This is a genomic window from Gilliamella sp. LMG 34361 (genome assembly GCF_984569075.1).
In genome coordinates this window covers 706,282-720,882 of the sequence record NZ_OZ474903.1, presented here as the reverse complement: position 1 = coordinate 720,882, position 14,601 = coordinate 706,282, and the positions used below count along the sequence as shown (strand labels likewise).

15 protein-coding genes are annotated in these 14,601 nt (G+C 34.1%); 11 read left to right on the top strand and 4 right to left on the bottom strand.

What is annotated here, in order from left to right; translation table 11 throughout:
- The first annotated feature begins 221 nt into the window (after positions 1 to 221).
- The 11 genes from AC5LXI_RS03475 (at position 222) to ulaA (ending at position 10,819) form a co-directional block, all read left to right on the top strand.
- Positions 222 to 818, top strand: a complete 597-nt coding sequence (locus AC5LXI_RS03475) for a Dps family protein (protein ID WP_493443539.1) — start codon at positions 222 to 224, stop codon at positions 816 to 818.
- Positions 819 to 911: 93 nt separating this feature from the next.
- Positions 912 to 1,460, top strand: coding sequence for an NADPH-dependent FMN reductase (locus AC5LXI_RS03470; RefSeq protein ID WP_493443538.1), 549 nt, complete (start codon positions 912 to 914; stop codon positions 1,458 to 1,460).
- Positions 1,461 to 1,528: 68 nt separating this feature from the next.
- On the top strand, positions 1,529 to 2,200 hold the full coding sequence (mutH, locus tag AC5LXI_RS03465) for a DNA mismatch repair endonuclease MutH (RefSeq protein ID WP_493443537.1): 672 nt from the start codon (positions 1,529 to 1,531) through the stop codon (positions 2,198 to 2,200).
- 206 nt (positions 2,201 to 2,406) lie between these two features.
- Positions 2,407 to 2,826: a PTS sugar transporter subunit IIA gene (locus AC5LXI_RS03460; protein WP_493443536.1), complete on the top strand. Its 420-nt coding sequence runs from the start codon at positions 2,407 to 2,409 to the stop codon at positions 2,824 to 2,826.
- Entirely contained in the window at positions 2,827 to 3,318 is a 492-nt protein-coding gene (locus tag AC5LXI_RS03455) for a mannose/fructose/sorbose PTS transporter subunit IIB (RefSeq protein WP_493443535.1), read from the top strand.
- A 26-nt stretch (positions 3,319 to 3,344) separates the two neighbouring features.
- The gene (locus AC5LXI_RS03450; protein ID WP_086359233.1) at positions 3,345 to 4,157 is read left to right on the top strand and encodes a PTS mannose/fructose/sorbose transporter subunit IIC; all 813 of its coding nucleotides are present in this window, start codon (positions 3,345 to 3,347) and stop codon (positions 4,155 to 4,157) included.
- Positions 4,158 to 4,183: 26 nt separating this feature from the next.
- Positions 4,184 to 5,005 (top strand): mannose/fructose/sorbose PTS transporter subunit IID, encoded by an 822-nt coding sequence (locus AC5LXI_RS03445; RefSeq protein WP_216819418.1) that lies wholly within the window; start codon positions 4,184 to 4,186, stop codon positions 5,003 to 5,005.
- Between the two features lie 175 nt (positions 5,006 to 5,180).
- On the top strand, positions 5,181 to 6,425 hold the full coding sequence (locus AC5LXI_RS03440) for a zinc-binding dehydrogenase (RefSeq protein WP_493443534.1): 1,245 nt from the start codon (positions 5,181 to 5,183) through the stop codon (positions 6,423 to 6,425).
- Positions 6,426 to 6,534: 109 nt separating this feature from the next.
- Positions 6,535 to 7,506, top strand: coding sequence for a sugar-binding transcriptional regulator (locus tag AC5LXI_RS03435; protein WP_493443533.1), 972 nt, complete (start codon positions 6,535 to 6,537; stop codon positions 7,504 to 7,506).
- A 172-nt stretch (positions 7,507 to 7,678) separates the two neighbouring features.
- Positions 7,679 to 9,097 carry a glycoside hydrolase family 28 protein gene (locus AC5LXI_RS03430; RefSeq protein ID WP_493443532.1) on the top strand — a complete coding sequence of 473 codons (1,419 nt, stop codon included), beginning with the start codon at positions 7,679 to 7,681 and terminating at the stop codon, positions 9,095 to 9,097.
- 468 nt (positions 9,098 to 9,565) lie between these two features.
- Positions 9,566 to 10,819, top strand: coding sequence for a PTS ascorbate transporter subunit IIC (ulaA, locus tag AC5LXI_RS03425; RefSeq protein ID WP_493443531.1), 1,254 nt, complete (start codon positions 9,566 to 9,568; stop codon positions 10,817 to 10,819).
- A 51-nt stretch (positions 10,820 to 10,870) separates the two neighbouring features.
- On the opposite strand, the gene argA is transcribed toward ulaA, so the two are convergent.
- From argA to aroE, 4 genes are all read right to left on the bottom strand, one after another.
- The gene (gene argA / locus AC5LXI_RS03420; RefSeq protein ID WP_493443530.1) at positions 10,871 to 12,199 is read right to left on the bottom strand and encodes an amino-acid N-acetyltransferase; all 1,329 of its coding nucleotides are present in this window, start codon (positions 12,197 to 12,199) and stop codon (positions 10,871 to 10,873) included.
- Between the two features lie 168 nt (positions 12,200 to 12,367).
- Positions 12,368 to 12,883, bottom strand: coding sequence for a shikimate kinase AroL (aroL, locus tag AC5LXI_RS03415; protein ID WP_493443529.1), 516 nt, complete (start codon positions 12,881 to 12,883; stop codon positions 12,368 to 12,370).
- Between the two features lie 205 nt (positions 12,884 to 13,088).
- Positions 13,089 to 13,442: an Aca2/YdiL-like domain-containing protein gene (locus AC5LXI_RS03410; protein ID WP_493443528.1), complete on the bottom strand. Its 354-nt coding sequence runs from the start codon at positions 13,440 to 13,442 to the stop codon at positions 13,089 to 13,091.
- A gap of 123 nt (positions 13,443 to 13,565) precedes the next feature.
- Complete coding sequence (aroE, locus tag AC5LXI_RS03405) at positions 13,566 to 14,396, bottom strand: shikimate dehydrogenase (protein WP_493443527.1); 831 nt, start codon at positions 14,394 to 14,396, stop codon at positions 13,566 to 13,568.
- Between the last annotated feature and the right edge of the window lie 205 nt (positions 14,397 to 14,601).

The following is a 14,601-nucleotide window of genomic DNA, read 5'->3' as shown; positions in this document are numbered from 1 at the left end:
AAATTAAAAAAACTTTAACTAGATCACAATTTGAAACATTTTCTTTTATTTTGAAAGATATTTTTAAATAAATAGAAAAAATAGAGTAATTAACCATTCATAGATAGTTGATATAGCAGTAATAGTTAAAAATAGCTCATTTTGATTGGACTTTGATAAAGAGTTGGCGTAATTTGATGTTAGTTAAGTAATCAATTAATTCACCTATAGGAGAATATTACATGGCTAAAAGTACTACTAAAAAAAGCACTACTACTTCGAAATCTGCAACAACGCCAAAAAGTCTAAAAAATGTAAGTTCTGCCAAAAAATTACAACAATCTGCAATTTTATTTCCGACTGATTTAGGTCAAAAAGCATCGAAAGATATTTCTGGCGCAATGAATTCTGTATTAGCAGATGTATTTGCTCTCTATATGAAAACGAAAAACTTTCATTGGCATGTAAGTGGCCCTCATTTCCGTGACTACCATTTAATGTTAGATGATCATGGTGAAGAATTATTTGCAATGACCGATCCAATTGCCGAACGGGTACGTAAATTAGGTGGTACAACTCTACGTTCAATTGGTCATATTTCAAAATTACAGAGTATCTCTGATAACGATGCTGATTTTGTTGAACCATCAGATATGATTGCTGAACTCTGCCAAGATAATATTAAACTTACCACTCGTATGCGTGTAGCTCATGATATTTGTGATAAATATAATGACTCAGCAACAGCAAGTTTAATTGAAGAATGGATAGATCAAACAGAAAAACGTGCTTGGTTCTTATTTGAAACAAGCCGTAAACTGGACTCTTCAGGTCACTAAAAAATTAAATTATTAATAATAATTTATTGCAACTAAGAGACACATTCTTGTGTCTCTTTCTCTTTTGATTCTTTTGATTAAGGATAATTACAAATGAGTAAAAAAATTGCCGTACTTGTTGGTAGTTTACGTAAAGATTCCTACAATCTAAAAGTAGCCAAAGTGTTTCAACAAATTGCTCCAGCCTCACTTTCACTCAATATTATTGAAATAGGCGATTTACCTTTTTATAACGAAGATATTGATGTTGATACACCACCACAATCCTATAATCGTTTTCGTCAAGCAATTGCAAGTTGTGAAGGTGTCATTTTTGTTACGCCAGAATACAATCGAGGATTACCTGCCGTCATTAAAAATGCACTTGATGTAGGTTCACGCCCTTATGGTAAAAGTGTTTGGTCAAAAAAACCAGCTGCTGTTGTTTCGGTATCGCAAGGCGCTATTGGCGGTTTTGGCGCCAATCACCAGCTAAGACAATCGCTCGTTTTCCTCGATATGCCTACTTTACAACAACCAGAAGCGTATGTTGGTAGTATTAATACCGCATTTGATGAAAATGGCAATATTAATGAAAAAACCAGGCCTTTTCTTTCACTAATTATTGACAATTATGCTAGCTGGGTTGAAAAGCTAAGTTAATAATGATTTATTTTAGTATCCACAACCAATATAATTGATTGTGGATATTATTAATTTATTTCAAACAGATGCCTAATTTCTATCCTAGTAATGAACAAGAGTTATTGAATCGCGCCAAACTAGCTGCAGGTTACAGCTTCGCTGAGATAGCTCAATACGTAAATATCCCTATTCCAGATAACCTTAATAAACAAAAGGGATGGGTTGGTAATCTTATTGAAACTTATCTAGGTGCGAATGCTGGGAGCAAAGCCGAGCGTGATTTTGCCAATTTAGGTATCGAATTAAAAACCATTCCAATCAATAAACAAGGCCAACCTTTAGAAACTACCTTCGTCAGTGTTATTCCCTTAATGGCAAATCATGGTGTAATTTGGGAAACCAGTCATGTCAAATACAAACTCAGCAAAGTGCTTTGGATCCCAATCGAAGGTGAAAGAAGTATTCCTTTAGCTGAAAGAAAGGTTGGACACCCCATACTGTGGACACCAACTTTTGAACAAGAGCAACAGCTTAAGCAAGATTGGCAAGAATTGATGGATATGATTGCGCTTGGTCAAGTTGAAAAGATTACAGCACGCTATGGTACTTATTTACAAATCCGACCTAAAGCAGCCAATGGAAGAGCGTTAACTGAAGCGATTGGTGAAAATGGCGAGATTATTTTAACTCGTCCAAGAGGATTCTACCTTAAAAAGTCATTTACTCTACAGATTCTACAAAATTCCAATTTTAATTAAGAAAAAATGACCATCACACCTTAATTTTTTTTAGCCTTACAAAATACTCCTTTTTTCGTTAAGAAAAAAATATTTTCTTTTATTTTGCAAGAAAATCAAATCTGCGTCACATTTTTCCACATTAGTGATTTACTTTGATCATTTGCGCATATAAATTCATTTAAACATTTGTGAAGCAACATGAGAATTTGTGAAAGAGGTGTTATATGAACTTTATATTAGCTGGTCATGGAAACATTGCCGTAGAAATGAAAAATAGCATTGAAATGATAGCTGGCGAATACCCAAACGTATACGCTATCACTTTTCAATTAGGTGATGGTATCGAGACTTTAAAAGACAAATATCTAAATATTATAAATCAATCAACTGAGCAACCATTCATTATTATCACTGATATTTTTTCCGGCAGCCCTTATAACGCAGCGGCAATGTTAGCAATGCAATTAGGAAATATTGAAGTCATTAGTGGCTTATCTTTACCCCTTTGCTTAGCGTTATTACATCTTGATTACTCTTCAATTAGCTTTGAAGAAACTTTTGAACAACTTAACGACATCAAATCAGATTTCATCAAATCTTTCAAAAAAATATCTAAAGACATCGCTAAAGAAGAGGAGTTTTAAATGATTATAAATCTAGTTCGTATTGATGACCGTTTAATCCATGGTCAAGTCACGACAGTTTGGACCAAAGAAGCAAAAGCGGAAAGAATAATTGTGGTTAGCGATGATGTTGCTAACGACGAAATCCGTTCAACTTTAGTTAAACAAGCTGCCCCTCCTGGAATTAAAGTTTCCGTTGTGAGTATTGAAAAAGCAGCAGCGGTTTATAAAAACCCAAAATATGAAAACGATACCGTATTTTATCTGTTTACTAATCCAACCGATGTGATGCGACTAATAGAACAAGGTGTGCCAATTAAAAGTATCAATATTGGTGGTATGTCCTTTAAAACTGGAAAAAAGCAGATTACTAAAGCCGTTTCAGTAGATGAAAACGACGTATCAGCATTTAGAAAAATGCACCAAATGGGAGTTGAACTTTGTTTAAAAGTTGTAATTACCGATCCTAACGTCGATTTTATCAAACTACTTGAACAAGAATTTCCCTATTAATTAATAGGAATAAAAAGGAGGCAAAAATGGAGATTTCATTATTTCAAATTGTATTAATTTTCATCTTTTCATGTATAGCCGGTATGGGAAGTGTACTTGATGAATTTCAAACTCACCGCCCACTAATCGCCTGTACGGTAATAGGCTTAATATTGGGCGATATAAAAACAGGTATTATTCTAGGTGGTACGCTTGAATTGATAGCATTAGGTTGGATGAATATTGGCGCAGCCCAATCACCTGATTCAGCACTAGCTAGTGTCATCTCGACAATTTTAGTCGTGGTTGGTAAACAAGATATTCAAACCGGAATCGCAATCGCCCTTCCCGTTGCCGCTGCAGGACAAGTTTTAACCGTATTTGCTAGAACTATCACTGTGGTCTTCCAACATGAAGCTGATAATGCTGCTGAGAAAGTTCAATTCAAAAAAATAGAACTTTTACATTACAGTGCACTGTTTGTACAAGCGTTACGAGTAGCAATACCCGCAACGCTAGTCGCTATTTATGTTGATGCAAATACAGTTAATACCTTATTAAGCATGTTGCCAGATATTGTTACTGGAGGACTTACCGTTGCTGGTGGATTTATTGTTGTCGTAGGTTATGCAATGGTATTAAACATGATGATGGTTAAATACCTTGCACCTTTCTTCTACTTAGGCTTTGTTCTTGGTGGTTATCTAAACTTTAGCTTACTGTCATTCGGTATTTTAGGCGTTATTTTTGCCATTATTTATGTCCAATTAAATTCTAAATTTAACACAACTAAAAATAATGAAAAAAATATTGTGGCAAATAATAATTCAATCATTGCTGATGATGAGTTAGACGATTAATAAATAAGGATTTTATTATGAAAGAAATGTTAAATACCATTCAAAAGAAAGATATTGTTAGCACGTTTATTCGATCTAATTTTCAACAAGCATCTTTTAATTATGAACGAATTCATGCCCTAGCCTTTTGTGTTGACATGATTCCTACCATCAAACGAGTATACAAAACAAAAGAGGAGCAACGCGAAGCATTAAAAAGACATCTAACATTCTTTAATACAACTCCAGCAATGTGTGGCCCTGTTATCGGCGTCACCATGGCAATGGAAGAAGCTAGAGCAAATGGTGCGGATATCTCTGATGGCACAATTAACAGTTTAAAAGTTGGTTTAATGGGTCCTTTAGCTGGAGTAGGTGATCCATTAGTTTGGGGAACGTTACGGCCAATAACGGCGGCGCTGGGTGCATCATTAGCACTGAGTGGAAATATCGCTGGTCCATTATTGTTTTTTGTCTTATTTAACTTAATTCGATTGGCAATGAAATGGTATGGATTAACTTATGGATTATCTAAAGGGATTGGTATCGTTAAAGATCTTTCAGGCAATATTCTGCCAAAATTAACTGAAGGTGCAACAATTTTAGGCCTATTTATCATGGGCGTATTGGTCACCAAATGGACCTCAATAAATGTCCCACTAATTGTGTCACAAACTGTCGGAATCAATGGTGAAGAAGTCACTATGACAGTACAAGGCATCTTTAACGATCTTGTGCCAGGCCTACTACCTCTAGCATTAACACTTTTAATGATGAATTTGTTAAGGAAAAAAATAAGTCCAATAATATTAATCTTTATCTTATTTGCGGTGGGTATTATTGGCTATGGTTTAGGTATTCTTGCCTAACATTAGGGAGAGAAAAAAGAAAGAAAATAATTAATCGTCCAAAATTAATAAAAGGGTTCAGAATTACCTAATACGTTAGTAATAGTGATTTGATTGCTAAAAAACAAACACGCTTTGAACCTTTCCACTAAACAAATTTAAGCAATTTAATCAAATTGAAAAATAAGAGGAATATATGAGAACTCAAGCAGTTAGATTGTATGGAAAAAATGATTTGCGATTAGAGTCATTTCAACTTCCAGAAATTACTGATGATGAAATTCTAGTAACCGTCATTGTTGATAGTATGTGTATGTCTTCATTAAAATTAGTTAATCAAGGTGAAAATCATAAAAAAACACCACCGGATTTAAAAAATAACCCGATTATTATTGGGCATGAATGTTGCGGTGAAATTATAAAAGTTGGGAAAAAATGGCAACATAAATTTAAACCGGGTCAAAAATATGTCGTTCAAGCTAATTTGCAACTTGCCGATAGTCCATACTGCGTGGGTTATTCCTATCCTTATACAGGTGGTTGTGCGACTTACATGATAATTAATCATGATGTACTGAAGCAAGACTGTTTGATTCCTTATGATGGACAAACTTATTTTGAAGGCGCGTTAATTGAACCATTATCGTGTATCATTGGTGCATTCAATGCTAACTTTCATCTAAAACCAAATAGTTATGAACACATCATGGGTATAAAACCCAATGGTAATCTGATTATTTTAGGTGGTACCGGTCCTATGGGAATGTTGGCTATAGATTATGCATTAGGTGGTCCTATCGCGCCAAAAAAAGTTGTTGTAACTGGTCGCAGCAAGGAAAAAATAGCACATCTAAAAACCCTTTACCAATCTCGTAATGGTATTGAATTAGAATTTGTAGATATTTCCAATATCGATGATCAAGCCTCATTATTAAAAGATAAATCCACCACTGGAAGTTTTGATGATGTTTTTGTTTTCTTACCTTCTAAAGAGTTGATTCAACTTGCCTCGCAATTATTGGCGATTGACGGTTGCCTTAACTTTTTTGCCGGTCCACAAGATAAGAACTTTTCAGCCGAAATTAATTTCTATGATGTCCATTATAACTTTACCCATATTGTTGGTACTTCGGGCGGCAATACCAATGATATGCGTGAAGCAGTAAAACTCATTGAATCACGATCAGTCGATGTGGCAAAAATCGTATCGCATATTATGGGAATCGATCAAGCGAGTAAAGTCTCTCAAATCCAGGATCAAATTAAAGGTGGAAAGAAACTAGTTTATACGCACAAAAAATTCGATCTTAAAAGTTTAAAATCGATAAATGAAAATACGGATGATGTTACTTTACAAACAATACTATCTAAAAATCATGGTATTTGGTCAAAAGAGGCCGAGGATTATGTTTTAACTTATTTTCCCGATATTGATTCTTGATTTTTTGGTATACTCTATTCACTTCAAGTTGTCATAAATAAATGACTTCTTGATGTGAATAAAAATACGGAGTTTTTTTACTAACTAAAGATAATAAGATAACGCTACTATGATTAATCAAAATTTTAGCAACGATGAGCTTGAACAACATAAGATGTTAATAAAAATTGCCCAACTGTATTATGAAGAAAATAAAACACAATCGGAAATAGCAAAAATCGTTAATATACATCGATCAAGCATTAGTCGAATGTTAAAAACAATCCGAGAGCTAGGCATTGTTTCAATTTCGATTAATTATAATCTGTTACCAGATATCGCGTTAGAGGAAAAAATTTGTAATAAATACCATTTGAAACAAGTAATTGTCGTGCCAGTCAATCTTGATATCGACAATGAAAGCAAAAACCAGATTGTTTGTAATGTGGCTTCAAATGTTCTACTCAAAAATATCACCGATAACGATGTAATTGGTGTGTCTTGGGGCCGATCTATCAATTATATTGTAAATAGCTTAAAAAATGATAATACTACATTCGAAAACGTTACTATCGTGCCAATGATCGGTGGCCCTTCTGGCAAGATCGAAACTAAATACCACGTCAATAATATTGCTTATAAACTTTCAGATAAACTTAAAAGCAAAGCGATATTAATTGATTACCCTGCGATCGTTGATACTGCTAATCTAAAAACTGAAATTGAAAAAACTCACCATATGAAAGAGCTCAATAATTGGTGGGATAAAATCACGGTTGCTTTATTTAGTATTGGCTGCCCAGCTATATCCAAAAGCTCAATTTGGTATGGTTTTTATGGTGAGCTTTTTCAAAAAATTACCAATAGAAAAATTGTCGGTGATATTTTATCGCGATTTTATGACAAAAATGGTGAGGAATTACAAACCCCATTTCATGATCAAATTATTGGCATAACATTAGAAAATCTAAAAAAAATCCCGCTAAAAATATGTGCTAGCGGTGATCCTCAAAAACTCAATAGTTTGATTGCTGCATTAAATGCAAATTATATCGATATATTAATCATTAGTGATGAATTGGCTAATCAATTAGTTAATTAATTCTATTAATAAATCGATATATAGACAGCACATCACAAATTAAAATGACATTTCAATTTTTATAAATTAATTTTCATATTTGTGACTCCATTAACAGATTCTTAAGTTATAAACCAAGATAATCATTTTTATATTCACTATTTCATCTTTTTATTCTTCATTAAGGAAAAACATGTATCAATTAACTATAAAAAATGGATTATCTATCAGTTTACTCACACTTACCGCCAGTTTTACTGTTTTAGCGTCCCCTTCATTTTCTCCTGTCACTTTAGACAAACTGAATATTGCGTCTAAGCAATGTAATATTAGAGACTATGGCGCTGAGGCTACTGGTATTTGGTATGATACCAAAGCATTTCAAGCCGCTATTGATGATTGTGCACAAAGTGGCGGCGGTAAAGTTATTGTCCCTGCTGGTTATTACCTATCTGAACCGTTATTTTTAAAAAGTAATATTGAATTTCATTTAGAAAAAGGTGCTGTGTTACAAGCTGCAGCTGAAGAAAGCGCTTATCATCCGACAGAAGAACAACAAAAATGGTCAGGCTCCTCTAAATTATGGCCATTAGCAGATAAATGGATTGCATTTATTAATATTGCAGAAGAAAAAAATGTAGCCATTACAGGTGAAGGTATTATTGATGGGCAAGGTTCAACGCTTTTAGAAAAATATCGCGCGGCAACTCGTAAAGCGGGTAAAAAAGGACCAACAAATCGCCCGCGTCTGCTATTTTTTAAAGACGCGAGCAATATCTTAATTGAAGGCGTCACCATACAAAATTCACCAAGTTTCCATATTGTTTTTAATAATGTTGAAGACATCACGATTAACAAAACAACCATATTCGCTCCGGCTTGGTGGCAAAACACGGATGCAATCGATCCGATGAATAGTCGAAGAGTTAGCATCACCAAAAATAACATTAGTGTTGGCGATGATCACGTCGCAATAAAATCGACAATCAGCAACCATAGCCATGATTTTTATATTGCAGATAATAACTTTATGCTTGGTCGCGGATTATCTATTGGTTCAGAAACCAATGGCGGTGTGAGCAATTTAATGGCTGAAAATAATACCTTTACCGATGCAATGTATGGTATTCGAATAAAATCGCCAAGAGGTAAAGGTGGAGAAGTCAAAGATATTCAATATAACAATACAACAATGATAAATGTAAAAACACCAATTGTCTTGTCTGCTTATTACAAAGGAGCCCCAACCACAAAAGATGCGCGAATCAAAGCGTTGCAAGAGGGTGAATTTGCTGGTGGATTTATGTTAGGCGATCAAATTTATCCTGCTGATAGTGAGCAACCAAAAGCGTATAAAAAAGACGAAACTCCTTACTTCAATAACATTAACTTCAATAACCTTACTGTAAAAGGTAATACTAATTACGCAGGCTTTATCATTGGAACGCCAGAAAAACCGTTCAATCAGATTAAATTTTCTAACATCAATATTGAAGCTGAAAATGGTTTTAAAGTTCGTAATGCCTCGGTAGAGTTTAGTAAAACTGAAATTAAAGTAGAAAAAGGACCAGAGGTTATTAAAGAAAAAGGTAGCCAAATAACTAACAAATAGTCATTTAACTGATTAGTTCAGATCCAATTTAATAAAGAGTCTATAAAAAGAGTGTTACCTGTTTTGATTGTCGATTAGACGCCTTAATATCAAAATAGATAACACTCATATTTTGATTGATTTTAACCTAAAATAGGCATTAACCATAGTTGACTTTTTCCTCTATCTCATTAATTCGTAACTAAAATCACTTTTACCCACTGCCACTTGCTTTATAACCCGTTTCCTATACTCAAAACTAGTAACGCGGTATAGACTCCTCAATTATTTTTACAAAATAACTGCAATAACCTTAAGAAAGCGTTATTTAAAATAAGATTAATTAATCATCAGCAATTAATATAAATAATTTGCTACTAATTGATTATTTGTATATTTCATTTGTTAATTTGTGATCGAAAACACAAAATGAAATAACGTTTTACTTATAATGATTCATTATTTTATTATTGCGTTTGAGGTGAAATTATGGAGCTTTTTCTAAATATATTTGGCCAACCAGCGATCATTATTGCACTAGTTGCATTTATCGGTCTGGTTTTACAGCGAGCAAAAATTTCTAAAATTATTACCGGTACCTTACTTTCATTTATTGGCTTTGTGTTAATTAAAACCGGCGGTAAAATCTTGGGTGGCGTGTTAATTATGTTTAGTAACATGTTTACTCACGCATTTAAAATGCATGGGGTAGTACCAAGTAATGAAGCTATTACCGCGTTGACGATGGAATCACTTGGAACTAGCGCTGCTTTTATTCTCTTTTTTGCGATGATAATTAATCTACTATTAGCAAGATTTACCCGCTTTAAATCGATTTATTTATCCTTACACTTAGTGCTATTTATGGCTTTTTCATTCACCGCTGTTTTACAAGGGATGGGCTATAATGGCTACACTATTGTTGCTTCTGGCGCAATTATTATTGGCCTTTATATGGCGGTATTTCCAACTTTACTCTCTAAATTTAGCCGCACAATAATAGGCAATAATGATTACTGTATTGCCCATGCCGGAACCATTTCATATTTGATAGGATCTTATTTAGGTAAATGGCTCGGAAATAAAAAGAATAATATTGAGCATATTAAAATCAATGATCGTTTTAGTTTTTTAAGGCAGTCTGATGTGGCGACATTTATTACTATGTTTGTCTTACTATGTTTATCTGGTGCTTTTTCTTCTGCTGATTATTTAAAAGATATTCTCAAAAATAACACATTCATTATTTTTGCATTGGAACAATCAGCAATCTTTGCCGGTGGTCTCTATATTGCTAAAAAAGGTGTCGCTATTTTTACAGAAGAAATAATCCCCGCTTTTAAAGGATTTGCACAAGTTGTCGCACCGGGTTGTGTTCCCGCGGTCGATCCGATGGTATTATTTGATAAAGCACCAAATTGTGTATTAGTAGGTTTTATCGTTAGCTTCTTTACTGAAATAGCCTGCGTAGTTGTTTTTCCTTTTATTGGTTTGCCAATTATCATTCCCGGAATAATGGCAAGTTTCATCACCGGTGGTACAGCCGCAATCTTTGGTAACTCAACTGGTGGGGCAAGAGGGGCGATTATTGCAGCTTTCGTTAACGGTTTACTTTTATGTGTATTACCAGCGCTTGCATTGCCTCTCTTTGCATTTTTAGGTGTTGAAGGTGTGACTTTTGCCGATCCTGATTTCACATCATTATCGTTAATCACCGAATTCATTGTAAGGCTCTTTAGTTAATCCAAATAGAAAAGTCCGTTACAATACGGGCCTTTTCTTGGCGATAAGTTTTTACATCAAATTGAACATTAAGATTTTGGAATTTCTTTGATAATTATAAAGTTGTTTCTTTTTAATCGGTAAATCATCCACTTCGGCTGGATTGAAACCTTTTTCTCGGAACCAATGGATACTGCGAGTGGTAAGCACAAAGATTTTTTCCAATCCTAAATTATTAGCACTTTCTGCAATTTTTTCTAACAATAAGTCACCGCGTGATGAGTTTCGGTATTGTGGATGAATGGCTAGACAAGCCATTTCTCCCATCTTTTCTTCTGGATATGGATAAAGTGCTGCACAACCAATGGTCATATTATCACGTTCAATAATAGTAAATTTATCGATTTCAATTTCTAACTGTTCTCTTGAACGTTTTACTAAAATGCCTTGTTCTTCAAGTGGTCGTATTAACTCTAATATTCCACCTATATCATTGATTGTTGCCAAGCGAACTTGTTCTGAATGTTCCATTGCAACTTGTGTTCCAATACCGTCGCGCGAAAAAAGTTCTTGCAAAATAGAGCCATCCACTAAATAGCTAACCAAATGGCTACGGCGTACCCCATTACGACATGCTTTAGATGCCGCACGTAAAAAACGAGCCTCACTAGATAGATGCTTACCACTTTGTTGTTTGTTATTAACATAATTATCAGCATCAACTGGGAACAGATCAGTAATCACCTGATTTTGTTCATCAAGTACACCTTGTTCTGCACAAAAACTTATTAGCTTATCGGCTTTAAGACGAATGGCAACTTCGGCTGCAACATCTTCTGACGATAAGTTAAAACTTTCACCAGTCACCGACACACCAACCGGACCTAATAATACAATCGAGCCACGATTTAATTGCTCATCGATCGCTTCGTTATTAATTCGCCGAATTTTTCCGGTATGACAATAATCAACACCATCGTCGACGCCTAATGGTTGGGCTATAACAAAGTTACCACTAACCACATTAATATGGGCACCTTGTAACGGAGTGTTATTTAAGCTCATTGATAAACTGGCGGTAATATTGAGTTGTAATAATCCAGTTACTTGTTTAACAATCTCTAGCGTTGAGGCATCGGTTATTCGAGTATTTTTATGATATTTAGGTTGGATATTATGATTTTTCAGCGATTCATCTATTTGGTTACGTGCACCATTAACAATAACCAGTTTAATACCTAAACTATGTAATAAACCAATATCACTAATGATACTTGCATAATTATTACTTTTTAAAACTGCACCAGTTAATAAAATAACGAAGGTTTTTCCTTGATGGGCATTAATATAAGGCACAGAATGCCTTAAACCATCAACAAGTTCAGTTGTTCTTTCTTTCATCGCATCACCACTCGAAATGAATATTTATTCATATTTTTTGTATTTTTATTTATTTTTCATTTAATGGCAAGTATTTTTTGAAAAATTCAAAAAGATAAAATTAGATAAAAACTAATTTATAGAAATAGCTTAATGGACAATTGATGTAAGAAAATGAAAGGAGATCCGTTAGTGACTTTTCAGTTTTTCAATCATCTGATTTAGAATCAAATTTTCGTCTTGATCAACATCGACAATATAATGAGCAGCATCATGATATAATGGTAAACGCTCAGCAAGCACTTTTTCCATCTCATCGGAAATGGACAAACCAGTTAACGATGGTCGTTGAGCAACGTTAGGATCTTTCATCAAACGTGCCGCTAATGTTGCAGCCGGAGCAGATAGAAAAATGACGATACCATTTTGTTTCATAAACTGTCGATTTTGCTCGGCTAACACCATACCACCTCCAGTTGCAATCACTCTATTTGGCTTAGCTGTATCAATAAGAACTTGGCTTTCTCTAGCACGAAAACCTTCCCAACCCTCTTTTTCAACAATCTCAGCAACGGTTTTTTGTGTAGTTTCAAGTAAATGACAATCTGTATCAATAAAAGAAAATGATAACTTATTGGCTAACATTTTACCCATTGTGGTTTTACCGGCAGCTCTTGCACCAACTAAAAAAATTGTGTTCTTCATTTTGGGTCCTTCTTGATAAACCGCTCTCAATATAAGCTACCTATGCTAGTGATTCATTTTTGTTTTTGCAATATTTTTTTACAGAATGATTTATTTACACACTATCTATTTGATTTAATGAATAATAATAAAAAGTGAGAGTGTAAATAAATTATTACAATTTACATAATATTGTTTAAAGTAAATTTAGCGTTGCGCATAAAAATCAACACAACTTTTCTAAACCTCGAAAGTAAAGTTCAGTAGCAATTGATTGATGTAACCGCCATTGAATAACATCAAGTTCAGGATTAACCTTTTTAAACTCTTGGTATGTCATGAAATAACGAATAGTATTGCTGCCAACACGGTCATTAATGCTATTAATAATCAGTTTTATTTTTTCACTACGAAGGTTTTTTAATTCTCTCATTGCTGTTGCTACATTTTCAGGAATAGGTAAAGTGCCATTTTCCCAATCGTGCCAGGTCTTCACATCAGTTTTACCAATATACTCACTTGCTTCTGATACTTTTAGCATTAGAAAACGGCGAAATGCTTGTAACTCTAAATTAGTCATAAATACTCCTTTTTAATCACATTTTAAATTTACTAATCACACTTACTACTTTTATAGATTTAGTAAATTCTTAAGATGAAGATTAACTCCACCTCAATTCAATGAGGTGGATGTCTTTAACGTTTATTTTCCTGCTAAAGCATCAATCACTGCTTGTTTTGCTCTATCAGAAAGATCTTTTCCTGTCCAAATTTTAAATTGAGCATTTGCTTGACCAATAAACATCTCACGTCCAGAAATCGATTCCCATCCTGCTTTTTCTGCTTCTTGTCTAAACTTCGTGTTATATGGTGTATACACAATATCATAAGCAATACCTTTACCTTTGAACCACGCTTGTTCATAAGGGGTTTGCTCTTCAAATTTACCTTGCATACCTAATGGCGTTGAGTTAATGATAATTTGTGCTTCAACTTTATCTCTATCCTCCCAAGCTGCTATTTTGAGATTAAACTCTTTCGCTAACGCTTCTGGTAGATCAGTGACAATATCGGTAACCGTTATATCGCTATATCCAAGATCATGTAAGCCAACAACCGCCGCGCGAGCCGCTCCTCCTGCACCAAGTACTAAGACTTTTTTATATTCATCTGGTACTTTCTTTTGTACTAATGGTTGCATGAAACCAATAATATCTGTGTTATCACCGCAAAGTTTATCACCATCCCAATAAACTAAATTGGCAGCACCAGCTTTTTTAACGTGATCGGTGACTTCATCTAAATAAGGAATGATGGTTTGCTTGTGAGGAATGGTAACGCATAAACCCCGAATATTAAGTAATCGAACTGACTTAAAAAGTGTCGCAATTTCTTCTGGTGGTGTTGGAAAAGGCACAAGTACGGCTGGAATACCATAATCTTGAAATGATGTAGTATGAATAAGTGGGCTCATACTATGACCCAAAGGATAACCGATAATGCCATAGATACTATATGGCGTAAACTGACTCATACTATCTCCTTGAAAGTTAGTAAATTAAGGCTAATAGATAAAATCTATACTATTAAAACATCATTATTATAAGATTAAATCATTATATATTGAACAAAAACAATACGTATTATGCGATAATTATTTCGCCATAATAACCAATATAGCCTTATTAATCTTTTTTCAATTAAAAACTTATTTTCAAGCTTAGATAAGATAATGCTTG

Coding starts and splice junctions, on each gene's coding strand:
- argA (WP_493443530.1), bottom strand. CDS start 12,199: ATGAAAGAAAGAACAACTGAACTTGTTGATGGTTTAAGGCATTCTGTG.
- AC5LXI_RS03470 (WP_493443538.1), top strand. CDS start 912: ATGAGTAAAAAAATTGCCGTACTTGTTGGTAGTTTACGTAAAGATTCC.
- AC5LXI_RS03410 (WP_493443528.1), bottom strand. CDS start 13,442: ATGACTAATTTAGAGTTACAAGCATTTCGCCGTTTTCTAATGCTAAAA.
- aroE (WP_493443527.1), bottom strand. CDS start 14,396: ATGAGTCAGTTTACGCCATATAGTATCTATGGCATTATCGGTTATCCT.
- AC5LXI_RS03440 (WP_493443534.1), top strand. CDS start 5,181: ATGAGAACTCAAGCAGTTAGATTGTATGGAAAAAATGATTTGCGATTA.
- ulaA (WP_493443531.1), top strand. CDS start 9,566: ATGGAGCTTTTTCTAAATATATTTGGCCAACCAGCGATCATTATTGCA.
- mutH (WP_493443537.1), top strand. CDS start 1,529: ATGCCTAATTTCTATCCTAGTAATGAACAAGAGTTATTGAATCGCGCC.
- AC5LXI_RS03475 (WP_493443539.1), top strand. CDS start 222: ATGGCTAAAAGTACTACTAAAAAAAGCACTACTACTTCGAAATCTGCA.
- AC5LXI_RS03460 (WP_493443536.1), top strand. CDS start 2,407: ATGAACTTTATATTAGCTGGTCATGGAAACATTGCCGTAGAAATGAAA.
- AC5LXI_RS03455 (WP_493443535.1), top strand. CDS start 2,827: ATGATTATAAATCTAGTTCGTATTGATGACCGTTTAATCCATGGTCAA.
- AC5LXI_RS03445 (WP_216819418.1), top strand. CDS start 4,184: ATGTTAAATACCATTCAAAAGAAAGATATTGTTAGCACGTTTATTCGA.
- AC5LXI_RS03435 (WP_493443533.1), top strand. CDS start 6,535: ATGATTAATCAAAATTTTAGCAACGATGAGCTTGAACAACATAAGATG.
- aroL (WP_493443529.1), bottom strand. CDS start 12,883: ATGAAGAACACAATTTTTTTAGTTGGTGCAAGAGCTGCCGGTAAAACC.
- AC5LXI_RS03430 (WP_493443532.1), top strand. CDS start 7,679: ATGTATCAATTAACTATAAAAAATGGATTATCTATCAGTTTACTCACA.
- AC5LXI_RS03450 (WP_086359233.1), top strand. CDS start 3,345: ATGGAGATTTCATTATTTCAAATTGTATTAATTTTCATCTTTTCATGT.